Raw genomic sequence first — 26,171 nt, 5'->3', positions numbered from 1 at the left:
AACCTTTAACAAGGTATTTTGATCAAACAAATCAACTTTTCTAGTAGCTTTTTTCCTAAAAAAAAGCTATATTTGATTTAATAAATTCTTATAATTATGAAAAATAAAAATGCAAAACCCTTAAAGTTAAAAAAAATTAAGGTTTTAAAGTTTTACCAAGCAGAAACACTTCTTGGAGGATTGGCTAATAGCGGATGTATGTGTAATGAAACTACTGAAGCGGCTTCACCTGCTGCACCTGCACCTAGAAGACCTATCGGTTAAGAATTGAGTGCAATTTAGAAAAATAAAAATGCTACACTATAAATATTTTAGTGTAGCATTTTAGTTTTTTAATAGATATGGTTATTGATACTATGGTAGTATCGTATCAAAAAATAGTTATACAATTTTATGATCTTCAGTAACCTAAAAATACCTAACATAAGTATGCTAAAAAAACATGATAAATTGTGATTTTTAAACATAAAATGCCGAATAATGGCTAAAAATTCGTCAGAAAGTTTAAAAATGACTAATTTTACAATGTTAAAGTTCTTTCATAAATGTTCTAAGATAATTAACTGTTATTTAGAGAGTACCTTGAATTTGTGAATAGGATTAACAGTAAAAAGCCTCAACGATTTGAATTCTAAAGAACAAAATTCTACAACTCTTGAATCATTAAGTGATTTAGTCACAGCTCTTTGTGAAGAAGAGAGGACGAAGTATAATAACATAATACGCTCTGCGAACTTGCCAAGTTCCGACTTTATAGACTACTGTTCTTGGTCTGATAATTGTTACACCCGAAATTGTATTGTTGAAAACGAAAAATTTGAACTCATTCTGCTATGTTGGGAAGAAGGACAAAAAACACCTATTCATGATCACGGTGGTGAAGAATGTTGGGTGAAAATTATTGAAGGCGAATTCAGAGAAACAATATATACAAAGGATGAAAATGGTGCACTAATCATGACTAATCCAAAAATTTCTAAAATGAATGAGACTAGCTATATGATTGACTTTATGGGATATCATTGCTTAGAAAATCTTTCAAATAAAAGAAGTATGTCTCTTCATCTATATGCAAAGCCAATACGTAATTGTAATGTGTTTGATGAAAAATCAAAAAAAATTGTGAATAAGAGCTTGTCTTATCATACCTCTCCTTGCTATTAGCAAAAAACTTAAAAAAAAATCAATGTCTGAAATAAATAGTGATATTACTTTATTTAATGAGCTTGTTGAAATCTTATTAAACGAAGAAGAAAATAACCCAGTTGCTGACCGAATAGAAGCAAATAAACTTTACGATTCTATCGATTTATCACTAAATGATTCCGCAATATTAGATGATGAGTTTAAAGTTGCACTTCGAAACGTGATGATATCTACTCCGAAAACAGCAACAAATTTGTTCTTTAATCAACTATTTGGTGGAAGACAAAGCAAAGCTGTTTTAGGTGATTTACTTGCCGTAATGCTAAATAATAGCATGTATACATACAAAGTTGCAGGTCCTCAGGTTGGTATAGAACAAGAAATTATTAGAAAATCGTGTGCGCTAGTTGGTTATGGAGCACAAAGTAATGGAACATTTCCAACAGGTGGATCAATGAGTAACTACATGGCATTGATTATGGGACGTGATGCTAAAGATCCTGGATGTAGATCAAAAGGGATGTCCAAACCAATGATTGTGTACACATCTAAAGAATCACACTATTCAAATGCAAAAAACACAAGTTTTGCTGGAATAGGAACAGATAACATGCGTTACATTGAAGCTGATTCAAAAGGACGAATGATTCCAGTGAAATTAGAAGCACAAATAATTGACGATATAAATAACGGATATGTGCCTACCTATGTGAATGCTACTGCAGGAACAACAGTTTTAGGTGCGTTTGATCCAATAGATGAAATTGCTAACATCACCGAAAAATACAATTTATGGCTTCATGTTGATGGAGCATATTGTGGAAGTGTAATATTTAGCGAAGAATATAAACACCTAATAAAAGGAATTGAAAGATCTAATTCATTCAGTTACAATGCACATAAAATGCTTGGTACACCTTTAACGTGTTCTATCATACTTGTAAATGATAAAAAGCATTTACATCATTCATTTAGTATTGAAGCTGATTATCTGTATCAAACAGATGGAGATGACTTTAACTTAGGTAAAACTTCATTCCAATGTGGAAGAAGAAATGATGCTTTGAAGTTTTGGACACTATGGAAATCTGTTGGAACAACTGGTCTAAAGCAGATTGTTGATCAGCAATTTGATTTGGCAGCTATTGCACGTGATTATATTAAGAGTAATTCAGATTACACTTTATATAGCTTTGATGACTCAATTTCGATCTGTTTCAACTACAAAAATATTGATCCAACAGTACTTTGTACTGCCTTATATGAACATCAAATTACGGTTGTAGGTTTCGGATCTTTCAATGATGATACTTTTGTAAGATTGGTAACGGTAAATGCAAACAACACAAAACAAGACATATTAAACTTCTTTAAAGTACTAGAAGCATTTGTTGAAGAAAATCCAAGCTTACTAAATATCAAATAAGTACAAGTACTCAAAAAGAGATAAATTCATCCAAAAATAGAACAATAAAATAAGCGTAATAAACGGTTTATTTTATTGTTCTTTTCGTTTCTACTCATAAGCGGAATACGTTTATTGACCTAAATACTTCACTTATACCTTCAGGTCACTCGAAAATAGATTCTCTGTTTTTTGATAAATGAATACGCCCTATTTTGTAATACTATTAGAAGAATCGTGTTATGAAAGTCGCATTACATATAATTTAAAAGACTCTCATCTCTTTCTAATATACAAAATTTACTTCATTTAAGGATAAAACATTATCCTTAGTATCCATCCGTGCAATCATTAGTACATCTATCAGTATTGGCAAAACCAGGTTTACTATTTAATGAAGTTGTTCCAGTATTTGTTGTTGTAGGACAAGTATAACCTTCTACACTTTCTTGAGTGCAAAGAACAGTGTCTGGTATACAATTGTACTTAACAGTTTGTTGATAGCTAGGTATTTCATTGTTTCCGCCTAAAATCCTGCTCAAATTGTTAATCTTAGCGATTTTAATTTTTTTAAACTTTAAATTTTTCATAATGCAATATAGTTTGTTTTATTATTGTCAACAAGGTGAGAAATATTTTTAGAAACTACTAATTTCGTAATTGATGTTTTATAAAAGATCAATTGTGTATGTTATTGATTATCAATGCTTTTGATGTAATGTGAAGGAAGCATTTTGGTTTGCGCCTTAAAGGCTTTAGAAAACGTTTCTTGACGTTTAAAACCAAACTCTTCCGCAATGGCTTTAATGGTATACGCTCTTAATTTTGGATCATTTTTTAAGCGAATCAGTGCAGCGTTGATTCGTAATTCGGTAAGGTAAGCTTTAAACGATTTCTCTTTATACGTATTAATCACATTTGATAAATAAGAGGTGTTGGTTTTTAGTTTTTTAGCAACAAAGGCTAAGGTGCAATCTTGTCGTAAATAATATTTTTTTTCCTCAAAAGTTTTTAAGTTTTCCAATATTTCCAATACACTTTCATCTGTAATTACCGAAGCAGTAGTTTTTACCAGTTGCGGCTCGGTTTTAGGTTGCTCTAAGGTGTCTATAGTTTGTAAAAGCGCTTGAAAACGTTTTTTAACTTGCTGTTGTTTTTTTCTATACAGGAAGAAAAATAATAATAACGAAAAGATTAAAATTGCAGAGATACTATACCATAAGGTTGCTCGGCTTTTTTGTTGTTGTCCATAATCATTTGAGGATTCTAGTTCTTCTCTTAAGGGAATAATATCATGTTTTTCGTGGATTTCATTATTGATATCTGTATTAATGCTATCATTTTTTTTACCTAATACAGTTAATAATTTTAGATTTTCTCTACTTTTTTCATTATTGCCCAATAAGGAATGGCAATAAGTTAACCCCTCATAAACCTCTTCCATTTCTGGAAAAATAAAACCCTCTTCCGACGTAATTTTTTTTATTTTTTCAAAATACTTTATTACACTATCACATTCTTTTAATTGTGAATAATTTTTACCCAAATAAAGATAAGATGTCGCTAAAGATTGTCGATCACCAAACTCTAAAATGGTGTGAAGTAAAGAATGTATATGATTGATACTTGTAGTGTGTTTTTTTTGTTGAAAACTGTTAATGAATTTATTAACAGAATTATAAATATATAAATCTTGAAATTTATGAACAGAGGTTTTTTGTAATGCTTGATTACTATATAATTCAGCATTTTTATAATCTTCCATTCTTGAATATGTATCTGAAAGAAGACTAAGACTTTTAATTTCTAGGCGCTCTAAATCACTATTATTTTGCTGACGGATTAATTTTAAATTTTCAGTAAATATTTGTATTGCTTCTTTTAGATCTTTAGTTTGCTTTTTTAGAAATCCTATCTTATGATTTACAGTTAAAACAGTATTAATATTGCCCATACTTTTCGCAATATCTTTTGCTAATAAATATTCATCAAGAGCGTTTTTATACTCACCCTTGAATGAAAAAATATCTCCTTTTAGCGCAATATTTTTAAAAGTTAAAGAGTCACTATTTATTTTTTTTGCAATAGAAATTGAATTTTCTACATACTTAAATGCATTTGTATTATCATTTAATGACTTAGCTAAAAAAGCTTTTCTATATAGGGCTTCCCCAATTTTTCTGTCATCTTTAGTTACTTGAACTTTAGCATAGAGCTCATCGGCATATATTTTAGCCTTTTTAGGATTGTCATATCTATACAATAAATACAAAGCATCTAAATCTTCATACGATTTATGTGCTAAAGAATCTTGTTGTGCATACAGCATTGAAAAGTTAAAAAAGAGTACAAGGAAGGAAATTCTTTTAAAAATATTAGAGGATAGTTTACTATTAGGCATAAAATAATTTTCTTGAAATTAATCAAATATAATGAGAAAATCCATTCCATTGAAGAAGAAAAACACCCTAAATATATTAACTACTATTTTGATGGTTTTGTAAGCCTACAAAGATGGTAAAGCTTACATACAGTGTTTTATAAAAACGCAATTGATCTTTTATAAAAGGTCAAGTACATTGCTTTGTTTATCTATAGTAACGTGTTTACTTTGAATCAATTATTAATTCAAAATATCTACTGTTATGAGAAAAAAAGAAATCACACAGAAAGAAGCAGGTAAAGTTGTAGGTGGCCTAAATCAGGCAACCATTGGGATAAAAAAAATAATTCCTTGGGTTGGTATCAGAGACAACCGCTCCGCTTCTGATACTCAACTTGCGGCAGCTTTAGATAAAGTAAATAAACTATCTGTAGAAATTCTAAAACAGCAACTAAAGACGGTGAAGCAAGTTTTAAACAGTACTAGTGAAACATTAATATTATCACTTCAAGATTCTTTTCAAGTCATAGATTTAAAAGACTTAATGTATTGTGAATCCGATAAAGGATATACTACTTTTTACTTAAGCAATGGTAAAAAACACCTGGCTTCAAAATCATTAAAAGAGTTTGAAGAACAACTGACTCAAAACTCGTTTACAAGACCACATCAATCGTTTATTGTGAATCTGAAGTTTATTGAGAAGTACGATAAATCAGGGACTATCTATTTAAAAACGGGAAAGAAAATTCCAGTATCATCACGTAAAAAAGATAACTTTATAACGCGTCTTTTTACTTGGAATAAAAAATAAAATACATTTTTCAGCATTTACTAAAATGCACTTATTAATTTAAGTTTAGCAAATATATCTTCTACCTACTCAGATATAGATTCTCTATTTCTTTCTTCACAGATACCATATACATTTACCTTAATAAATAGGATAAAATAATATGGAAAATATCAAATCAAAATTAGGCGCTGGCGGTCTCTTATTCGCAGCAATGGGCATTATGTCTATAGTACTCTCAATCTTCAATTACAATATACGGTTGCTTGCATGGGTAGATGTGTGGGGAAATACAATGGGTTGGGTAATTAGAATTCTCTTAATACTTATTGGAGGTGCATTATACTTCTTTTTTGGAAACTATGATGATGATGAATAAAAACGAATAAAATAAAAAACAAAAATATAGCTATATCACATTAATATTAACATTCAAACTCAAAAATTATGAAAAAACAAAAAATCAAAAGTTTAGTATTAAACAAAAAGTCAATTTCAAATTTAAAAGTAGAAACTATTTCAGGAGGAAGATTCACATGGATCAATAATACTGAATGCTGTGATAGTAGAAATCCACGTATCTGTGAAGCGCCAAAATCAGCTGAGTGTATTCCTGTTACAGCAGTTGGATGTGTAACATATCAAGTAAATACGAATACAGTTCCTATTTGCTAACCACTAGGATTTATTCAAATACAAAAAAGCGGACTTCGGTTCGCTTTCTTATCTCAATATTATGAAAAAACAAAATTTTAAATCATTGACGCTTAAAAGAAACACAATTTCTAATTTCGATTTAACAGAAATTTATGGGGGGAATTTCTGGAGGACCTTGTGGCTCACATGGTAATTCTGCGTGTTGTCCAGGTTCATATAATGTTGAATGCGCAACAAATGAGAGAGGCTGTACTACTTCAATTTTACATTGTGCGGGATAATTTTTTAAAAGCATATTTTAATAAAGCATCACTTAGCAATAAGTGGTGCTTTTGTATTTAATGTATAATTTTCTACCGTTTCTCTATCTGCAAAAAAGTAAATTGTTTCGGAACCACTATCTAACTTTTTATACACATCAAAACCTACATGTTTGTAAAAACGAATCAATCGAATATCTGATGTTTCAAAAAGAATTGGGAGTTTAGTTCTATTAGAAAGCCTAAAAAGCATTTGGTTAATTTCATTTAAACCATCTAATTTCCCATAGCCTTTTTCTTGTGCAATGAACCAAACATATATATAATTGTCCAATTTTAATTTATGCTTTTTGATCTCTTTTTCATTATTCAATACATTCTTTAAATTGGAAAATGAAATACCTTTTATAACGTTAAAATATCTACAATAATCACTAAAACTCTTTTTCAATTTAGAATGCTCATAAAACAATACAATTGTTTTTTTGTTTTGAGAAACATACACACCATTGGCCTTTAAAGCGATATGGAAACAATAGTTAACCAAGTTAAAAACGTTCTTATTAAAACTCTTTTTATTTTTGTTAAATAACAAAGACATTCTTGGGTTTTCAATAAAACGATTTGTGAGTAGTTTTTTATAGTGTACTATCTCAGTGTCAGAAAGTTGTAGTTTGTCGTTTTCCATTGTTTTTTAATAAATTATAGTGTGATAGGTAGGCGTGTAAAGCACTACTTTCATGATTGTATTGCAATCCATACTCTTTTGTCAATCGCTTTATAATAGGAGTAATATTGGGATAATGAACATGAGAGATTTTTGGAAAAAGATGATGAGCAATATGATGATTAAAGCCTCCAAGAAACCATGTTGTTATATAATTATTTGTAGCAAAATCTGTTGTTGTAATAACCTGATGATGTGCCCATGAATACGGCATTTCCCCATCAATATTAGGTGTGATAAAAACTGAATTTTCAGAAACATGCGAAGGCACTAACGCTAATGTTAAAAAATAACTTGCAGAAACATGCAATACGACATTACCGAGCAATACTTGGGTTATAGACAAGGATGTGAAAAAAAGTGGCGCTAGAATAAAAATGCTGATATACAATGATTTGAAAGCGATTAGCTTTATATATTCTTTCTTAGGAATACTTTTTATGGAAGATTTCTTTGAGAAAAAATCAGTAAAATCCCGAATGTAAATCCAGTTTATAGTATACAATGAATATAACAATGGGACATAAATAAATTGAAATCGATGATAATATCTGTATGTTGCTTTGGGTAAAATTTTCACGATCTTTGTCTGTGTCAAATCAGGATCTTTACCTAGCGTATTCGGAAATGTATGATGCCCAAATTGATGCCTTCTTTTCCAAACATATGAATTGGCTCCAATCAAATCCATTTGTATTGAAAAATACGAATTGATCCATGTATTGGAATGCGCAACACCATGAATAGCATCATGAGAAATATTAATTGCTAAAATGATTCCCAAAGGTCCTAGAACTACAAAAAACAACCATAATACATGACTATTTTGTACATAAAAAATAAGCGCATATGTGCTGATAAATAGTGTTTTTAGGATAACATATTTTCGGATGAGTGTGTTATTGCCATACTTTGTGAGAGTATTTGTTTCAAAATACTCTTGAACCTCTTTGCAAGTCTCTTTATAAAAAGAATCAGGTTCTTTCGGAAATGTTATTTTCGCTTTCATTTTATATACTTTTTAAATACAGTATCATAAGATTTCAGCGTATGTTCCACATCTTCTTTTGTATGTAAAGAAGTTGGCGTTAAACGAAAAATGACAACTCCTTTAGGAACAACAGGATAAATAATTACAGAACAAAACACTCCGTGACGATGCACCAATTCTTTTTGAAAACTCAACACGTTTTCTAATTCTGTATTAAAATATACTGGTGTAATGTGGCTAGTAACGTTACTAGAAAGAAGATTTCTTTGTTTCAAGCCTTCTTGAAGTTGATTTGTGATCTCAAATAGTTTTCTTCTATTAGGATGTGCTTTTTTGACAATTTTCAATCGTTCGTTTAATCCATAAACGACAGGCATTGGCAATGATTTTGAAAACATTTGAGAACGTAAATTGTATTTAAAATAATTTACAATTTCTTTCTTTCCGGCGATGATTGCTCCAAAAGAAGACATAGACTTCGTGAAGGTTGCAAAATATAAATCAACTTCGTTCTCCAAACCAAGTGCGCAAACTGTTCCATTTCCATCAGGTCCCATAACTCCAAATCCGTGTGCATCATCTACCAAAAGTCTAAAGTCATATGTTGCTTTTAAAGCACATATTTCTTTTAGTTTACCTTGAGCGCCAGACATGCTAAAAACGCCTTCGGTAACCACAAGAATACCACCGTTTGTCTTCTGTGTAATTCCTTGAGCAGTTTTTAATTCCTCTTCTAAGCTTTCAATATCATTATGCTCAAAAATTAATCTTTTTCCACGATGCAATCGTATGCCGTCTATGATGCATGCATGACATTGTTCATCAGAAATCACAACATCATTTGGAGATAATAAGGAGTCAATAACAGATAACATTCCTTGATACCCAAAATTGAGTAACAAAGCTTTTTCCATATGTATAAACGCTGCAATATTATTCTCAAACGTATCATGTAAAAAAGTATCACCAGTCATCATTCTAGATCCCATAGGATATGTCATTCCCCATTTTTGCTGAGCAAAAGCATCAATTTCGTTAACTTCTGTTGAATTGGCTAAGCCTAAATAATTATTATAACTCCAACAAATGAGTTTCTTGTTATTAAAGGAAATATGATTAGAAATTTGTCCTTCGAGTTTAGGAAATGCAAAGTCGCCTTCAATAATATGTTGAAGTTCTCCTATAGGTCCGTTATTACCTTGTATTCTCTTAAAAATATCCATTCCAAAATTATTTAAAAATAATAATGGTATGAAAGTAAATAGACCGTTGTGAGCTACTGTCCAAAATAATCATTCAGTTATAAAACAGGACAAATTGTAGCGTAGATTGAAGATATAAAACCAGCAAAGTTGCCTTCACTGGTTTTACTGATTTTAGTTTAACAGAATTCAGAATGACACCATGTTACAGAGTATGTAACGCAGTCTACTAAAGTTCCTAAGCCTGTTGTATCACTACCAGTTGGAATATATTGACAGTTTTGTATAGGCATAGATTTTGCACCTCCAATTATTTCCTTTGATTGATCAAAATTTGAAATTGACTTTTTGTTAAGACTTAAATTCTTAAGATTCTTTTTTTTCATAATGTAAATTTTAAATTATAGTTTGACTGTTATAAAAAACATTAAGCACATTCAAAAGTTGGAAGACAATCTCTGAAAGTTGGGAAATATTGACACCTGTTCATTGGAACAGATTTCATTCCTCCGATTATTTCCTTTGATTGATCAAATTGTGATATAGATTTCTTGTTAAGGTTTAAATTTTTAAGCTGTTGTTTTTTCATAATAAGTTTATAATTTGAATTAATAATACTCCAAATCAACAGCAAAAAATGCTAGAAAACAATCATGATAAGTCGTGTTTTAGTTAAATACGACTAGTTCAGAAATTGTGAAGTATAAGTTTGCTTCATACTATGAACTTCTTATATTTAGACTTTAATATTGAATTTTTTCTATGTTTCGATTTTTTCTAAGTGTATGCTTTCTTGTTCTAATTCAGCAGGTAAAAGCACAAGAACACACAATTTCAAATGATCAACAATTGAAAACCTTGACGTATGATAGTTTGAGAAAAGCTTTTAAATCTACCATACATATGAAACCTAAACTAGGTAAGGTATATGCAAGCGCTCATTATACTAAAGCTTTAGAAGAAAAAAATAAAATAGAAATTTACAAAGGAGCGAATCAGTATGCATTAGCGTATAATAAGTTGGGACAAAAGGATAGTGCGTTATATTTTATTGATGTTGCTTTGAAAGAATCTAAAAAAGTAAATAATGATCAACAATATGCAAGTAGTCTTTACCTAAAAGGAAATATTTATTATTCAGCAACCAATTATATAAAAGCGATCAAAAATTATACGAAAGCTTATGATATTATTCAAAAAGATAATGATTCTATTAAGTTAGCAAGAATTGCTAATAGCATTGCGCTCATAAAAAATCAAATTGGAGAAACAAAACAAGCACTAGATTTAAGTAAACAGAACCTTTCCTTTTATGAAAGATTAGACAAAAAAAATGATTCTCGCCTTAGCGATTTTGATTACATAAATGCTTTGTTGAATATTAGCAATGCATACACACATATGGCAGAAGACTATGAGAAAGGTAAAATAGTTTATTTAGATTCTGCATCAGTTTATTGTGTAAAAGGTATAGATAAAAGCTTACGTATTAATGACGATGAAGCATATAGTGAGTTTCTTGTGATACAAGGAATTATCAATCAAGAAAAAGGAGATTTTAAAAAATCTATTGATGATCTTAAAAAGGCAGAAGAGAAAATAATAGACCTAAAAGCAGTTAGTAGATTACCTAATTTATATTTCTATCAAGGGAAAAACTATTTTTTACAGCAAGATATTGATAGTGCACTTGTATATTTTTTAAAAGTAGATTCTCTTGTAAATAAAAATAATATAAACTCTATTCTTTCACAGGAAAATTATATTCTTCTAGCACAATGTTATGAGCAAAAAAAGGATATTGAAAAAGAAGTATACTATCTCAAAATCTTTAAAAATAAAAATGCTGAAAATGATGAAATAATTAAAAGGTCATCACAAAACATATACGATAAATATGATGTGCCTTCATTTACAGCTAGAATAGATCAGCTTGAAAATGATGTAAAAACAGCAAAAAAAAGCACTTTATTTTTAACAAAAATTAGTTTCTTTTTGATTGGAATCATTATTCTTGGAATCTTATACTATTTAAAAACGAAGCGAAATTATAAAACAAGGTTTGAAAATATTCTAAAAGAACTTAATTCTACGAAGGAAAAAACAATTGAAAAAGCAGTAAAAGAAACAGTTTCTCCTAAATCAAAAGATTATAAAATAAGTGATGAGAATATTCAGAAAATCTTAGATGGATTAGAAGTATTTGAAAACGAAAAAATGTTTCTACAACAAAAATGTAGTATCAACTTTCTTGCAAAAGAAATTAACACAAATGCTACCTATTTATCAAAAACATTACAATCGCATAAAGGGAAAAAATTTGTGCAATACATTACTGACTTAAGAATCAATTATGCATTAATTCAATTGAAAGAAAATAAAAAATTTAGAGCATATGATATTAAATCAATAGCTTCCGAATTAGGTTTTAATACTTCTGAATCGTTTTCTAAATCGTTTAAAAAGCATACAGGGATTTATCCTTCTTTTTACATTAAAAAACTAAATTCAATTGACAACTAGTAGTCGTTTTTAACGTAAATACGACTTCATTTCCTTTTGAAATATAGGCACTACAGTATATTTGCTTTGTTTAATTAATCCCTTAAAATATAGACTATGAGAAAGAATAAAAAAATGAAGCTCTCTAAATTTAAAGTTGCAAAAATTAATAACTTAGAAGTGAAAGGTGGCGTAGATTCAAATGCTTGCGCATCAGCTGAATGCCTGCCAACGGATTCTAATATAGATACACATTGTCGAACAACAGGTGTGACTCGCAATAGTAATTCTTTATAAACATTCGTTTAAAAAAAATGATAATTTAGTGCCCAAAAAAGCTCAACAGGTTCTGTTGAGCTTTTTTGATTTAAATGATTTTTTCAAATTTAATTATTGTTGATCAATATATGCATGCGCTTCTTCATCCGTTTTAAACTCAGGAGTTTTGTCTTGTGCTCCAGTTTCAGCATTTCGTGCATCAGTAATTGCGTTAGCCTGCGCTCTTAAAATTTGAGACGCATGATTCTCTATTTTTACAGACGAATCTGCTACTGGTGCTTTAATGCCGTCTAATGGATTATCAGTTCTAATTTCTTTTCTTGTAATAACATCCAACATATCACTTGCAGCTTCATCACGAGCTGTTAATGGAGGCAAACCAAACAATACTTCAACTGTCTTTAAAATAGAAGTATGATCTAATGGTACTTCGCCTTTAGTTCTGTATACAGTTCCAGCTTCAATCCAAGGAGAAATTAATACACAAGGAACACGTACGCCAAAACGGTCAAATTTAAAACCATTCTTCTCATTAATAGTTGTTGGACTCGGTTGTGTTGCTCCTGTAGGTGGTACTACATGGTCATAACAACCTCCATGTTCATCATAGTTAATAATTAATAAGGTATCTTTCCAATAATCAGATGCTCTAAGCTTATTATATATCTCTAACATATATGCTTCACCAGCTGCAACATCATAGTTTGGGTGTTGACTATTTCCATAACTTCCCCATGATGGTTCTAAAAACGTATAGTCGGGAAGACTTCCATTGCCTAATGCTTCTTCAAATTTTGTAAACTCTCCACACTGACAACCTTTAGGAATTACATATTCTTCTACGGGTTTTCCATTTACTGTTACTGTTTCTTTTTTAGAAATATCTTCACAGAAAGTAAATGTATAAGGCTCTTTTTTAGCTTTATATCCATAAATTCCCCAAGTGTGTCCATTATTTGTAAGATTTTTAAAAATGCTTGGAGCACTATATTTACTTATTTCATCGTACAAATTTCCTTGTGAAGTTGCCAAATGCATAAAAGCACGATTTGGAAGTGTTTCAGAAGGAACCGAACAATAATAATGATCACAAACAGCATATCCTTTTGCTAAGTTTGATAAAATAGGAAGTGTATCTGGTGTGTACATTCCCATAATATCACTTGGAACTGTATTTGGGAATTTTGGCACAATTTTTAAGCCTTCTGCTACTGGAGGATGCTCATCTTTATACCAGTTTTTATAATCATCGTTTTTATAATCTTTGGAATGATCATAATTTTTATCGTATGTTTTTTTGGTAGATGAATTTGAGCTTTTCTTTTTCACTGGAGGATCTCCGTAATACTTTGCACCAATTTTCCCTTCAAAATCGAGTAAAAAACCTTGATTTGGACCTATTTTCTCTGAAGCAGGAAAAGGAGGGATTGAAGCACCAAATAATTGATAGTTGGTATTCATAAAACCTTCTCCCGGATCCATTTTGGGCATATAATACGCATACGGATCATCTTTGTCAATAGGAAATACCTTAACACTTCCGCCTTTACCATCAGGGTTTGTTTCATTTCCTGTCAATCCTTCAAATGGATGTCCAAGTGGCGATATATTCATGGTTGAAATATCAACACCATTCTTATCGTTTTTACTTTGATTGTTACTTTTGTTCTTATAGATGTCGTTGTATAAAAAACCTAACATATGATCAAATGATCGGTTTTCAAACATCACGACAACAACATGCTTAATTTTACTATTGATTGTAGTCATATTCCTTTGTAGATTAATTTAGTACATCAATTTATGGCATAATATGTTGTTATACAAATGCGACTATTGAAAAGGGAAACTATACGTAAGAATAAGTTTTCAAGATTTTTACGGAATTTAAAGGAATTGTATAAGAAATGATTTTCTCACCTTTTTTTATGCCCCTAATATTGACCATTCACAACATCTTTTTAATCATTCATAACATTTTATTTGATGCTTTACCTTTTTCTTAATAACTAACTATTAAATAGTAATCAAGAGAAGAATATTTTGACTGAGTATCTAATTAAAGAAATTTTTTATTTAAGACGAAGGAGACTATCCTTAGTATTCCATAATTTTAAAGTATAGTCAATATTTCTATGTTTTCTGTTTAAAATATAGAAAGGTCGATCGTTAGACTCAACTCATATTATCAGTATTTTGATTTTCAAATCCTACCAAATGAATACAATGAAGATCTTTCTGATTAAAGAAAAACATCCGAAAGTAACAAGATTAAAAGAATTGCTCGAGTCAAATTCATATCATGTAATTGGAATAGCGAGTAGTTATCAAGAAGCTTTACTTAGCTATAATAAACTATCTGTAGATATTATCATCACTGATATGTTTATAGATGGAAATCCAGATGGAATTACATTCATTGAAAATTTATTAATGTCTAATAAGAAGATATGCCCATTTATATATTTAACAGGTTTTGAAAATAGACATTTATATCAAAGAGCAAAACTAACCAAACCTTTTGCTATACTGCACAGACCTTTCAACGAAATTGAAATATTATATACCTTAGAAAATATTCTTGAAAAGTTGCAAAAACAATCAGATGAGGTTATAAAGGAAGATCAAAGTTCTGAAGTAAATAAGAAAAGTTTATTTATTAAAAAGAAAAATACATTACACAGAGTACATTTAGAAAACATAATTTATATAGAAGTAGAAAATCGTTATTGTAATATTATTACCGAAAATGAAAAGTATGTGGTGCTTATTTCATTAGGTAAAATCAAAGAATTTCTAGATGCAACAATATTTCTGCAAATACATCGCAAATACATTATCAATAGTCTGGCCATAGAACAAATTATTCCAAAAGACAATTTAATTATCCTTAAAGGGAATTATAGCGTCACCTTAGGAGTGAAGTATAAAAAAATCCTTAAAAATTTAGTCATCTTAAGATAGAACGTCTCTATAAAACATACGCTATACAACGCTTACGTTAACAATGATGTATATTATTTTCTTTACAACAATGAATCGTTAATTGGCAACATAAAAAAGGCTAATTCACTTCATATCTTTCATTTGCTATCTTTTTCATTTATAGTTTTATGTAAGAAAAATAAACATAGCGCTAGTGGTTTTTTCTAAGCATTAATGATGTAGTCATTTATAATATTATAAACTCACAGGTGTTTACCTGACTTTAATAAGACTATGATACATAAGTAATACTATTTCTAAAATGTTCAAAATACCAAACTGTGGATTCAGTGTTGTGTATCAGCATGAATCATATCACAAAATATCTATTAGAAAGCCTAGTAGATGAAACCAAAACAATTTTTAAATATAAAAAAATGAAAAATTTAACATCACCTATTCAAGCAACACCAATCAATCGTACATCTGGAGCAGTAAGACAAGCTAATGGAGTTTCAGCTTCTATTTTAGGATGTCATAATATTGGACCAATTAAAGTTTGTGTTCCATTTGCTGATAAAAATAGTAAATAAGAATCTCAAAATTCTTTACTGACCGATCTTCAGATGATCGGTCAGTTATTAAATCTCATAAAAATCTGTAAAAACAACTTAAAAAAGGACAAATGGAAAATATCAATTCAATAGAAGGATTGTCAAATCTTTGGTCAAGAACACATGGACGTTCGGAAATTTGTATTGCCATTCTTGATGGTCAGGTTGATACGACACATATATGTTTTAAAGGAGCAAAAATGATACAGGATCAGAAAACGACTTCTCCAAAAGTAGATGTTTCAGCTCCTATGGTAAAGCATGGAACACATGTGTCAAGTGTTGTTTTTGGTCAGCATCATAGTAATGTTAAAGGTATTGCGCCAAAATGTACTGGACTTTTAATACCCGTTTTTTCAGATAATAATAAAAAATTATCCCAATTAGACTTAGCTAGAGCTATTGAATATGCAGTAGAATCAGGTGCGCACATTATTAACATAAGTGGCGGACAATTGAGTGAATCTGGTGGAGCCGAGACTTGGTTAAAAAATGCTATAGCACACTGTACTAGAAACAATGTTTTAGTTATTGCTGCTGCTGGTAACAACGGCTGTGATTGTTTACATGTACCTGCAAGTATACCGAATGTTTTGGCTGTAGGTGCTATGGATGAAAAAGGAAAACCGCTAGGTTTTAGTAATTGGGGAAAAGCATACGCAAAACAAGGTCTTTTAGCTTCAGGGAAAAATATTTTAGGAGCAAACTCAGGTGGAGGAACTTCTCGTCAATCAGGAACAAGCGTTGCAGCACCAATAGTTACAGGAGTAGCAGCATTATTATTAAGTATGCAAATTGAACGAGGAGAAAAGCCAAATCCAGAAGCAATTCGGCACATCCTACTAAATAGTGTAACACCTTGTGAAGAATCAAAAAACGACAATTGCCAACTTTACTTAGCAGGTAAATTAAATATCAATCAAGCATTAAATCAATTAAACCAAAAAATTATGTCAAACAATACAGAATCAACCGTTGAAGCGTCTGCATGTGAGTGCGAAAAAAAGACAAGTAATACAGAAGACACAAAACCTTTAGAAGAAGAAAACCTAGTTTCTGCATCTACAAATGAAGCGATTAATAATGAAACAGAAAGTGTAGTAGCGAGTCATACAGAAGCTACAAAAGTTACAAAACTAACAGCTACAGAAAGTGTAGAGCCAAGTAGTACAAGTGAAAGTACTACCAATCGTGTGTTTGTACTAGGAACATTAGGATACGATTTTGGGTCGGAAGCACGCAGAGATGCTTTTAAACAATTAATGGCGCCAGAAGATGTAAGTGGTGTACTTGTTCCAGCAAACCCGTATGATGCACGTCAAATGGTAAAGCATTTTGATAATAATTTATCAGAAACAAAATCTGTTATTTGGACACTAAACCTAGAACTAACTCCTATTTATGCTATAGAAGCAGATGGCGCGTTTGCTAGAGATGTGTACGAGTCTTTATTAAAAATATTAGCAGGACAAATTAAGCAAGAAAATGACAAAGATTATATAGAAAGAGTTTGTATTCCAGGAGTACTAACAGGGAAAAAAGTCACATTGTTTTCTGGGCAAGTTGTTCCAGTTATAAGTTTAACTAACAGTAGAGGAATTTATGGATGGAAAGTCAATAATCTAATTGATAGTTCTGTTGCAGCTCTTACAAGTCACGCAGAGAGTACAGGTGTAAATACCGCTAATAACTTTGATGAAAACCTAAAAAGAGGATTGCAAGATTTCTTGGAGAAGATTTACTACAATTTAAGAAATCTAGGAACTACTTCACGTGATAGAGCATTGAACTATGCGGGTACAAATGCTTTTCAAGCAACACATACATTTTCAGATTCGGCAATAAGAGGATATGAATTGGATGATATTCAAGTAGAAAAAAGTCCTTTCGGACGTATGGATAGTGATTGTTGGGATGTATTATTAAAGTTTTTTAACCCAAAAAATAATCAAGAATCTAAACGAGTGTATCGTTTTACGGTTGATGTAAGTGATACAATTCCAGTGAGTGTAGGGAAAGTAAGATCGTGGTCAAGTAGTAATTAAAAAACATACTTATGTCGATACCATTACAAACACCACCAATAAATCGTAAAGAAATTTTTGTGCCACACAGTGTACTAAACTTGCATGTTATTTCAAGGCCTGAAGACCTTATGAATGTACAAATGGATTTATTACACGGAGCAAATTTTAATGATCCTCAACCCTTTCGGGTAATGAGTTATGCAAATGCAAAACTGACACTATAACATCTAAAAACACAGTATGATCATTTATTAAATATTTGGTCATACTGTAAAAACATACACTATGAAACCTAAGACTAGTACATCAAAAAAAGAGAAAGTAGCAAAGGTGAAAAAAGAGCAAAAGAAACCTTTATATACAGGAGCTGAGAATTTTTCATCTTTACTAAAAGAACAAGATCCAATAAAGTATTCAAAAAGAGTTAAAACAACAAACCTTAATAGAGGTATAATTTGGAGTTAGAGATATGGCTAATTTTTTAGAAATAAGAGGAATGCCAGAGTTGCGAAAAAAAACTTTAGGCGATTATGACATTAAGATAGCAATTATTGATGGAGGAATTGATCTGAAGCATTCTTGCTTTAAAGGAGCTAATCTTACAGTAAACACTAACTATTGGGCTTCCAAAGAAAATCTTGATAAAAAACAAGAAGCACAAGGAAGGTTACATGGAACATTTATTACAAGTGTGTTATTAGGTCAAACAGGCACTATTGTAGAAGGAATTTCTCCTCAATGTAAAGGTGAATTTATAGAATTTCCCATGAGTTCGGAAAGTAGTACTCCGCAATTGGACATGGTTCGCGCAATTAATCTAGCAAGACAATCTGGTGCAAATATTATTCATATTTCTGTTGCAACTCCTACAATCACAGGGAAAACCGACGAACTTCTAACAAAAACAATTCAAGAGTGCATCAATGAAAACATCCTTATTGTAGCTCCAGGAGGAAATGACAAAGGAGAATGTTTGTGTGTTCCTGCAGCAATACCTGGCGTTTTAGTAGTTGGAGCACTTACAGATCAAGGTATTCCTTTTCGCTTCAGTAATTGGGGAGGAATTTATCAAAAACAAGGAATCACAGTGCCTGGTGAAAAAATAAAAGCGGCTAAATCAGGTGGCGGTGCTATGGAAGAAAAAGGAACAAGTTGTGCAGCACCAATTGTAACAGGAATTGCAGCTTTATTAATGTCACTTCAAAAACAACAAGGAATACAACCCAACGCAAAAGCAGTTTTCAATGCAATTATACAAAGTGCTACTGTAGTATCAGCTAAAGAAGTGGAAGATGAAAAAGAACGACAACGATATTTAGTAGGGAAGCTAGATCTTGAAGCTGCTGTAAAAAAAGTACTGAATACAAGCAGTATTGTTTTGAGTACAAAAAAAGAGGTGAAAGATGGAGAAAATGTACTGCAAAATCAATCTAAAGTAGTACAAAGTGAAAAAGAATCGAATACAATCAAACACAGTTCTAAAAGTGTAGAAGCAAGTAGTGTACATCAAAATGTTAAGCGAAAAGCATTTGCATTAGGAACATTAGGGTATGATTTTGGAACAGAGGCTCGTAAAGACACCTTTGCTCAAATAATGACTCCAGAAAAGTTAGGCGATACGCTACTAACAGCAAACCCAAATGATGTGGTACAGATGATCAATCACTTTGAAAATAATGTGTCTGAAACGAAATCTGTGATATGGACATTGAATCTAGAATTAACACCAATTTATGCTATAGAGGCTAATGATGCTTTTGCAAGCGATGTTTATAAAACTTTATTAAGTATACTTAAAAATCAACTAAAACCTCAACATCACAAAGACTATATAGAAAAAGTATGTATTCCAGGTGTGTTAACGGGGAAAAAGGTAATGTTGCTTTCTGGGCAATTAGTTCCTGTGATAAGTGTACCGAACACTCGTGGAATTTATGGTTGGAAAGTGAACAATTTGGTGAATAAAGCGATTGAATCATTCGGCAGTGAAACTAGTTCTTTAAATATAAATACATTAACACAAGGCTTGCAGGATTTTCTTGAAAAAATATATTACAATCTGAGGAATTTAGGAGCTACTGCGCGAGATAGAGCGTTAAACTATGCTGCAACGAATGCTTTTCAGGCAGTACACATATTTTCTGATTCAGTAATCAAAGGATATGAGTTAGATACGATCGATGTTCAAAAAAGTCTTTTTGGAAGAATAGATAGTGATTGTTGGGATGTTATTTTAAAATTCTTTAATCCAAAAAACAATCAAGAATCAAAACGAATCTACCGCTTTACGGTTGATGTAAGTGAAGTCAGTCCAGTAACAATAGGGAAAGTGCGATCGTGGTCGAGTCGTAAATAGAATTAACAAAAAACAAAATCAAAATACAATTATGGGACAAGGAGGAAATATTACATTAGTGAATAGTACAAATTCAAACTGGAAAAAAACAAATCAACATTCGTATCAAATGAACTCTTGGAATTTTCCAGATGTCATACAAGCAAAAACATCCGTGAATATATATGTTGAATGGGATCAAGGAATTTTTACACATGAAGCTGATGATGCTGGAGAAGTTAATTATTCACTTGATGGAACGAATAATTCTTTTCAAGTTCAAGCGAGAGCTACAAATGGATTTGAGTTAAAAGTCTTTTTCACAAATATTGAAACAAATTCAAACAAACAAGGAACTTTATTTTCGCTAGGGTGGAAACATGACGGATATGTAAGTTTCGTATTATCTGGAACAAATGGGAACTATTCTTCAACCAATCTTAATGGCGCCTCTTGGATGCAAGATAATTTATCATTACTTGGAAATAAAAAAATGAATGAAGTTTGTATCACTGGATCACATGATGCCGGAATGAGTGTAAGAACCTCTGGAACTCCTCTTGCAGCTAATTGTAGTGTATTAACACAAAGTAAAAGTATACAAGGACAATTAGAGTCTGGCGCCAGGTATTTTGATATAAGACCAGTAATTAGTGCAGGAGATTATTATACGGGACATTACGGATATATAGATAAATTATCATCTTGGCAAGGAGCTAATGGACAGTCTATAGATTCTATCATAGCTGATGTAAATTCATTTACAAGTAGTCAAAAAGAATTGGTGGTTTTAAATTTATCCCATTCATTAAATACTGATGTAGGGAATGGATCTTACAGGGCATTTAATCAAAATGAATGGAATAGTTTGTTTGCAAAATTGGCAAATATTAAAAACCTTTTTGTTGCTAATAAAAATACAGATTTGACAGCAAATACATTGAATGAATTTATTACTTCAAAAGCAGCAGTAATTATCATTTTGGAAGAAAGCGCTGATTTAGGAAAATATGAAGGAAACGGCTTTTTTAAATATGCGAACTTTAATGTTTATAATAGTTATGCAGATAAAAATCAAGTAGGTGAGATGGCTACAGATCAATTTGCTAAAATGAAAGCTAACAATTCAAAATATTTCTTACTGTCATGGACGCTTACTCAAAATGCGCTTCAGGCAGCTACATGCGGATTAGGAACAGCTTCAAGTATCAAAGAGTTAGCAAGCCAAGCAAATCAACAATTAGCAAGTTTAGTATACCCAAAAGTATCAAGTACAGCTTTTCCAAATATAATTTATACTGATGATATCTTAAATTCTAATGCAGCAGCAATGGCAATGGCGCTCAATTGGAAATGATTTTAAAAACTGCTGATTTCATGATTATTTTTATTAGGTTAATTATAAACCAAACATCAATTTGCTAAGCAGATTTATATAGGTTTGGAGACTATCACATATTGCTGTGATAGTCTCTTTTATTTAGATAATTCATGCGAAAACGAAACAGGTTCATTATGCTCTTTTTTTAAAAGCTTATTTACTTCTAAATAATTTCTCCAAGCAGCAGCTCTATCACGTGAAGTACATCCGTACATATTATTTGAAGCACACAATTTATTAGGATAACCAAGCGTAGTTTTAAACCTGAGTTCTAAAATTTTAATCACTGCGTACACACCATTATCTTTAGTACTTCCGCCACCACCTGCAAAAGCAGTATTAATGTCGTATTTTAAAATCTCATATATTTTATCATAATCTAGTGTTTTGTCATCATTAGTAAACTCAATGCCAACTTGTATTAATGAATATCGATATAACTTTTCTTCTGAATATTTCTTGTAGCTTTTAAGGAAATCACTTCTGTTTTTAGCGTCTTCTATTGATGGGATATGTGAAAGTCCAAAATCACGAGTCAAAAATGAATATTTGCTATGAAGATAATCAAAAGGGATATCTTCAATTGCTTCTAATGCTTCTCCAATTTGTTGAAACTTTATTTTTGAAATTAAACGAGCGAGTTCTTTTTGAAGTTGTTTCTTATCAGTTTGAGTTTCCATAATTTTTTGGAATTCACTCTGAAAATTATCAATTCTATCAAAAGAATTTCCTTTCCATGATTTCTTTTCCTTTTCATTAAATACAACAGGTGTTTTTGCTATTCTAAGGGCTTCGGTAACTTCTGGTGAAATTTCAATATTCGTAGAAAGTTCCAGTAATATTTTTAAAATCGAGGGAGTTGCACCCGTAAATTTGACCAAATAGTTATTGCAAAACCCTATAATTCCTAATCTATCAAACCATCTTGCTTTTAATAAATAGGTTTTAAGATGCTTTTTTGAACTCGTAAGTTCGTTCCAATTCTTGGAATAAAATTTATCAAGAATCCTTCCTGCTGAATAAGTGAAATTCCATTTGGTCGAATAAATAACACACCAATATTCAAAAGCCGTAATGTTGTCTAACGTTAGATAAACAACCAATTCGTTTTCCAATTGTCTACGTTCTCTAAAAGATAAGTTGGTTTGTAGTTTTAGAATTTTATCTTTTAGAATTTTATTTCCTGTAAAATCAATTTGTTCCTTTTTACAATAATCAGTAAATAAAACAAGTTGCTTTAAAAAACGATATGGAAACGCAGGAATACTATAATTAGCTCTAATTCCTGAACGATTATATTCATTAGCGAGTTTAGTTACTTTTTCAGCATTAGAAGTTGTCAATTGTATAAAAGCGTCAAGCGAGATAGAATCATTTTCAGACACTAATTTTTCAAACAAATTAGTTTCAGCATCAATTTTATTAATAGTTAATGAAGGATTCTCAAAAATATGTAAAGTCTCGTTCCACTGATAATCTTTATAATGATTCGCAAAAAAGATTAATAAATTCACTTTAGACGTTTCAAGAAAATCATTTTCAATATGATAACTCATCACATTGTTTTTGTGTGGTACAGCAATGGATGAATTGGTCAATAAAGAAAGCAAATCAATCATTTCTTTTTGATCTCGTGAATATTCATCATGACGATAACGTCTTTTTACAAGTACACCAGCAATCTCCAACAAAGCGCGCGGATTTTTATCTGCAATAAGTCGATCAATCTGATTGTCTTTTACCCAAGTTAAATTCAGTAATTCATCTCTCTCTTTCTTTAGATTTTGTGTTTTGAACGGCGTTAATGCAACAACTTCATACGATGTTTTTCGTGCTGAAAAAGGTGTAATCACAAAAGCATTTGCCAATTTGGAAAAAGTTAATTTTGAACTATTATCTGAGAGGAATTTTTTAAAATCTTGACTTGAAGTTGTTGTGTCAATCACGATTTCATTAGTTAAAAACATACAATTCTCACGAACAATTCTTTTAGCTACACTCGATTCGGTAGTGTGAATGATGTGATATCCTAAAGTTTCAATGTACTTTTCTTTGCTGTCAAAAAAACCTGCTAATTCATACAACATTTTCACATCTCCTTTTCGGAGTTTATAATCAAGAAAATCAAATATTTTTGATTGTGAAAATACGCTTGATGTAATCAAAAAGCAGAGCGATATGATACTCTTTTTTAACATTCTTTGGTGTTTTGGTTACTCAAATCTAATGTAATACCTTTATATATAATAGATAAAACGAGTCAGTTGTTGTTCTTATTGAGTCAACATGCATTTTCAAACAGAAAAATAATTCAAGTAACGCTGCTTTTAGGATTTCTCTATAAATAAAAACAAGAAAATTTCAATGGCGCATATAATTTAATGCTAGAAAAATTGATACTATTGCTAACACTACAACTTTCTTTAGTATTGGAATAAATACATATCTTAGTGACATCATACAAAACCAACCCAAAACCTATGAACGATCAAAAAAAACGTGCAAAAGCGTACTGGAAAGAAAATATAAAATACTTGATAATTCTATTATCTATTTGGTTTATAGTTTCCTATGGTTGCGGTATTCTATTTAGAGAAGAACTCAACCAATTCAGACTTGGCGGATTCAAACTGGGTTTCTGGTTTGCACAACAAGGATCTATCTATGTATTCGTAATTCTCATCTTCATTTACGTACGATTAATGAACAAACTAGATAAAAAATACGGTTTCGATGAGTAACCCTAACTAAACTAAAAACAAGAAACTATGAGTGTACAAACGTGGACTTGGATATTAGTAGGGATTACGTTTACCCTATATTTTGGAATTGCAATTTGGGCGCGAGCTGGTTCAACAAAAGAATTTTACGTGGCTGGTGGAGGTGTTTCTCCATTAGCAAATGGAATGGCAACAGCCGCCGATTGGATGAGCGCAGCATCATTTATAAGTATGGCAGGATTGATCTCTTTTATGGGATATGATGGTTCTGTATTTTTGATGGGATGGACAGGTGGCTACGTATTACTTGCGTTACTATTAGCGCCGTACTTACGGAAATTTGGAAAATTTACAGTGCCCGATTTTATTGGAGATCGATATTATTCTAACACAGCAAGAACAGTAGCCGTTATTTGCGCATTAATCGTATCATTTACCTATGTTGCAGGACAAATGCGTGGTGTGGGAATAGTATTTTCTCAATTCTTGCAAGTAGATATTACTGTTGGAGTTATCATAGGAATGACAGTAGTTTTAATCTTTGCTTTTTTAGGAGGAATGAAAGGAATCACATACACACAAGTTGCACAATACTGTGTATTAATCTTTGCATTCATGGTGCCAGCATTTTTTATCTCCATGCAAATGACAGGAAACATCATTCCGCAAATTGGAATGGGAGGAAAGGTAGAAGGTGGCGCCTTTCTGCTCGATAAACTCGATACATTGCATACACAACTCGGTTTCAACGAATACACAAGCGGAACGAAATCAACTTGGGATGTATTTGCAATCACATTAGCTTTAATGGTTGGTACAGCAGGATTACCACACGTAATTGTACGTTTCTTTACGGTTCCTAAAGTAAAAGACGCACGTAAATCTGCTGGATTGGCATTACTTTTCATAGCAATTTTATACACAACTGCACCAGCAATTGCAGTATTCTCAAGAACAAACTTAATAGAAACAGTAAGTGATAAAGAATACCAAGAAATTCCAGGTTGGTTTAAAAATTGGGAAAACACAGGATTAATAGCTTGGTCAGATAAAAATGGAGATGGAAAAATACAATATGTTGCAGGAAACGCATTAGATGGAAAAAAGCCAGTATTTACAGAAGAAAGAGGCACAAATGGAGAACGTTTAATTGCAAATGCAAGTACCGCTAAAAATGAATTATATGTAGATAGAGACATTATGGTATTGGCAAATCCTGAAATAGCAAAACTTCCAAATTGGGTTATTGCTTTAGTTGCTGCTGGTGGATTAGCCGCTGCACTATCAACTGCCGCAGGATTATTACTAGTAATCTCAACATCAATCTCACATGATTTAATCAAAAAACAATTAAAACCAAATATCTCAGAAAAAGGAGAATTATTAGCAGCACGTATTGCAATATTAGTAGCCATTATCATTGCAGGGTTATTCGGAATCTACCCACCAGGATTTGTCGCCGCCGTAGTCGCCTTAGCGTTTGGTTTGGCGGCAGCATCATTTTTTCCAGCAATTATTTTAGGAATCTTTGACAAACGAATGAATAAAGAAGGTGCGATTGCAGGAATGGTGGTCGGAATTGTATTGATGTTGTTTTATATGATCAGATATAAAACAGGACTATGGATGACATTTGATCCAAGACCCGCGAGCGAATGGTGGTTTGGAACATCACCTGAAGGTTTTGGAACAATAGCTATGATTGTTAATGTTGTCGTTTCCGTAGTCGTTTCAAGATTTACAGCTGCACCACCAAAAGAAGTACAAGAACTCGTAGAAAATATCAGAATACCTTCTGGAGCAGGAGAAGCTTCCAGTCATTAA

Annotated in this window: 25 protein-coding genes; 17 read left to right on the top strand and 8 right to left on the bottom strand. The window is 31.4% G+C overall.

The genetic code is table 11. The annotated features are described in order from the left end of the window. The first annotated feature begins 96 nt into the window (after positions 1-96). The 3 genes from ACUUYC_RS02170 (at position 97) to ACUUYC_RS02160 (ending at position 2,572) form a co-directional block, all read left to right on the top strand. Positions 97-264: a hypothetical protein gene (locus ACUUYC_RS02170; RefSeq protein WP_474263337.1), complete on the top strand. Its 168-nt coding sequence runs from the start codon at positions 97-99 to the stop codon at positions 262-264. Between the two features lie 360 nt (positions 265-624). Then, positions 625-1,164, top strand: a complete 540-nt coding sequence (locus ACUUYC_RS02165; RefSeq protein WP_474263335.1) for a cysteine dioxygenase — start codon at positions 625-627, stop codon at positions 1,162-1,164. 22 nt (positions 1,165-1,186) lie between these two features. After that, entirely contained in the window at positions 1,187-2,572 is a 1,386-nt protein-coding gene (locus tag ACUUYC_RS02160) for a pyridoxal phosphate-dependent decarboxylase family protein (protein WP_474263332.1), read from the top strand. A gap of 308 nt (positions 2,573-2,880) precedes the next feature. Here ACUUYC_RS02160 and ACUUYC_RS02155 read toward each other — a convergent pair whose 3' ends face one another. After that, positions 2,881-3,093, bottom strand: a complete 213-nt coding sequence (locus ACUUYC_RS02155) for a hypothetical protein (protein ID WP_474263330.1) — start codon at positions 3,091-3,093, stop codon at positions 2,881-2,883. Between the two features lie 149 nt (positions 3,094-3,242). After that, positions 3,243-4,952 (bottom strand): tetratricopeptide repeat protein, encoded by a 1,710-nt coding sequence (locus tag ACUUYC_RS02150; protein WP_474263328.1) that lies wholly within the window; start codon positions 4,950-4,952, stop codon positions 3,243-3,245. 244 nt (positions 4,953-5,196) lie between these two features. On the opposite strand from ACUUYC_RS02150, the gene ACUUYC_RS02145 reads away from it, so the two are divergent. The 3 genes from ACUUYC_RS02145 to ACUUYC_RS02135 all read left to right on the top strand — a co-directional run bounded on the left by ACUUYC_RS02145 (position 5,197) and on the right by ACUUYC_RS02135 (position 6,402). Then, on the top strand, positions 5,197-5,748 hold the full coding sequence (locus ACUUYC_RS02145; RefSeq protein ID WP_474263326.1) for a LytR/AlgR family response regulator transcription factor: 552 nt from the start codon (positions 5,197-5,199) through the stop codon (positions 5,746-5,748). Positions 5,749-5,890: 142 nt separating this feature from the next. After that, a complete protein-coding gene (locus ACUUYC_RS02140) occupies positions 5,891-6,106 on the top strand; it encodes a hypothetical protein (RefSeq protein ID WP_474263324.1) in 216 nt (71 codons plus the stop codon). A gap of 68 nt (positions 6,107-6,174) precedes the next feature. After that, positions 6,175-6,402: a hypothetical protein gene (locus ACUUYC_RS02135; RefSeq protein ID WP_474263322.1), complete on the top strand. Its 228-nt coding sequence runs from the start codon at positions 6,175-6,177 to the stop codon at positions 6,400-6,402. Between the two features lie 291 nt (positions 6,403-6,693). Here the strand turns inward: ACUUYC_RS02135 and ACUUYC_RS02130 are convergent, their stop codons facing one another. From ACUUYC_RS02130 to ACUUYC_RS02115, 4 genes are all read right to left on the bottom strand, one after another. Next, positions 6,694-7,332, bottom strand: a complete 639-nt coding sequence (locus tag ACUUYC_RS02130) for a hypothetical protein (protein WP_474263320.1) — start codon at positions 7,330-7,332, stop codon at positions 6,694-6,696. Further along, on the bottom strand, positions 7,304-8,380 hold the full coding sequence (locus ACUUYC_RS02125; protein ID WP_474263318.1) for a fatty acid desaturase family protein: 1,077 nt from the start codon (positions 8,378-8,380) through the stop codon (positions 7,304-7,306). Before ACUUYC_RS02125 ends, ACUUYC_RS02130 begins: the two co-directional genes overlap by 29 nt. Continuing rightward, entirely contained in the window at positions 8,377-9,585 is a 1,209-nt protein-coding gene (locus tag ACUUYC_RS02120) for an aminotransferase class I/II-fold pyridoxal phosphate-dependent enzyme (protein ID WP_474263316.1), read from the bottom strand. Before ACUUYC_RS02120 ends, ACUUYC_RS02125 begins: the two co-directional genes overlap by 4 nt. Positions 9,586-9,743: 158 nt before the next feature. Further along, the gene (locus tag ACUUYC_RS02115; protein ID WP_474263314.1) at positions 9,744-9,950 is read right to left on the bottom strand and encodes a hypothetical protein; all 207 of its coding nucleotides are present in this window, start codon (positions 9,948-9,950) and stop codon (positions 9,744-9,746) included. 517 nt (positions 9,951-10,467) lie between these two features. Here ACUUYC_RS02115 and ACUUYC_RS02110 point away from each other — a divergent pair. After that, positions 10,468-12,087, top strand: a complete 1,620-nt coding sequence (locus ACUUYC_RS02110) for a helix-turn-helix domain-containing protein (protein ID WP_474263312.1) — start codon at positions 10,468-10,470, stop codon at positions 12,085-12,087. Positions 12,088-12,183: 96 nt separating this feature from the next. Continuing rightward, positions 12,184-12,363: a hypothetical protein gene (locus ACUUYC_RS02105; protein ID WP_474263310.1), complete on the top strand. Its 180-nt coding sequence runs from the start codon at positions 12,184-12,186 to the stop codon at positions 12,361-12,363. A 93-nt stretch (positions 12,364-12,456) separates the two neighbouring features. Here the strand turns inward: ACUUYC_RS02105 and ACUUYC_RS02100 are convergent, their stop codons facing one another. Next, positions 12,457-14,115 (bottom strand): alkaline phosphatase family protein, encoded by a 1,659-nt coding sequence (locus ACUUYC_RS02100; protein WP_474263308.1) that lies wholly within the window; start codon positions 14,113-14,115, stop codon positions 12,457-12,459. Between the two features lie 447 nt (positions 14,116-14,562). Here ACUUYC_RS02100 and ACUUYC_RS02095 point away from each other — a divergent pair, with 447 nt between their 5' ends. From ACUUYC_RS02095 to ACUUYC_RS02065, 7 genes are all read left to right on the top strand, one after another. Continuing rightward, complete coding sequence (locus ACUUYC_RS02095; RefSeq protein ID WP_474263306.1) at positions 14,563-15,309, top strand: LytR/AlgR family response regulator transcription factor; 747 nt, start codon at positions 14,563-14,565, stop codon at positions 15,307-15,309. A gap of 398 nt (positions 15,310-15,707) precedes the next feature. Next, positions 15,708-15,863 (top strand): hypothetical protein, encoded by a 156-nt coding sequence (locus tag ACUUYC_RS02090; RefSeq protein WP_474263304.1) that lies wholly within the window; start codon positions 15,708-15,710, stop codon positions 15,861-15,863. Between the two features lie 92 nt (positions 15,864-15,955). Then, positions 15,956-17,929: a S8 family peptidase gene (locus ACUUYC_RS02085; protein ID WP_474263302.1), complete on the top strand. Its 1,974-nt coding sequence runs from the start codon at positions 15,956-15,958 to the stop codon at positions 17,927-17,929. Between the two features lie 11 nt (positions 17,930-17,940). Then, positions 17,941-18,135, top strand: a complete 195-nt coding sequence (locus ACUUYC_RS02080; protein WP_474263300.1) for a cyanobactin biosynthesis system PatB/AcyB/McaB family protein — start codon at positions 17,941-17,943, stop codon at positions 18,133-18,135. Between the two features lie 61 nt (positions 18,136-18,196). After that, the gene (locus ACUUYC_RS02075) at positions 18,197-18,376 is read left to right on the top strand and encodes a hypothetical protein (RefSeq protein ID WP_474263298.1); all 180 of its coding nucleotides are present in this window, start codon (positions 18,197-18,199) and stop codon (positions 18,374-18,376) included. 4 nt (positions 18,377-18,380) lie between these two features. Beyond that, positions 18,381-20,267 (top strand): cyanobactin maturation protease PatG family protein, encoded by a 1,887-nt coding sequence (locus tag ACUUYC_RS02070; protein WP_474263296.1) that lies wholly within the window; start codon positions 18,381-18,383, stop codon positions 20,265-20,267. Positions 20,268-20,298: 31 nt separating this feature from the next. After that, positions 20,299-21,603 (top strand): PI-PLC domain-containing protein, encoded by a 1,305-nt coding sequence (locus ACUUYC_RS02065; protein WP_474263294.1) that lies wholly within the window; start codon positions 20,299-20,301, stop codon positions 21,601-21,603. A 119-nt stretch (positions 21,604-21,722) separates the two neighbouring features. On the opposite strand, the gene ACUUYC_RS02060 is transcribed toward ACUUYC_RS02065, so the two are convergent. After that, entirely contained in the window at positions 21,723-23,825 is a 2,103-nt protein-coding gene (locus ACUUYC_RS02060; protein WP_474263292.1) for a hypothetical protein, read from the bottom strand. Positions 23,826-24,107: 282 nt separating this feature from the next. On the opposite strand from ACUUYC_RS02060, the gene ACUUYC_RS02055 reads away from it, so the two are divergent. Further along, entirely contained in the window at positions 24,108-24,368 is a 261-nt protein-coding gene (locus ACUUYC_RS02055; protein ID WP_474263290.1) for a DUF4212 domain-containing protein, read from the top strand. Between the two features lie 27 nt (positions 24,369-24,395). Further along, positions 24,396-26,171: a sodium:solute symporter family protein gene (locus ACUUYC_RS02050; RefSeq protein WP_474263288.1), complete on the top strand. Its 1,776-nt coding sequence runs from the start codon at positions 24,396-24,398 to the stop codon at positions 26,169-26,171.

The organism is Kordia sp. E, assembly GCF_056033805.1.
The sequence above is the reverse complement of the archived record's forward strand: the minus strand, read 5'-3'. Positions and strand labels throughout refer to the sequence as shown.